Source organism: Kitasatospora phosalacinea (genome assembly GCF_000717185.1).
GTDB lineage: Bacteria > Actinomycetota > Actinomycetes > Streptomycetales > Streptomycetaceae > Kitasatospora > Kitasatospora phosalacinea_A.
The window spans coordinates 1-327 of record NZ_JNYE01000292.1; the positions used below are offsets into that span (position 1 = coordinate 1).

Below are 327 nucleotides of genomic sequence, written 5' to 3' on the forward strand. Positions count from 1 at the left end.
GTCCGGGCGGGTGAAGACCAGCCCTTCCAAGCGGCTGTCGGGATGGGCGGCCATCTGGGTGGCGGCTTGGCGGTGGAGGGCGGCCATGACTCTGGGGGAGAGGCTGATCCAGGCGCGGCTGGCTTCGGTCTTGGGTTCGCCGAGGTGGATCTTCCCGTTGTTGATGGCGGTCAGGGTCCAGCGGACGTAGAGCTTGCGGTCCATGAGGTGGACGTCGGACCAGTGCAGGGCGAGGATTTCGCCGCGGCGCATGCCGGTGCCGAGCATGACCTCGAACAGGTCGGTGAGCCGGTCGGCGTAGTGCTCCGCGTTGTGGCGGAGGAACGC

At 68.2% G+C, this 327-nt stretch carries 1 protein-coding gene; it reads right to left on the bottom strand.

Annotated features, from left to right (window positions below; genetic code table 11):
- Positions 1-327: tyrosine-type recombinase/integrase (locus OO57_RS38075; protein WP_033257513.1), on the bottom strand; the 327-nt coding region annotated here is incomplete at both ends.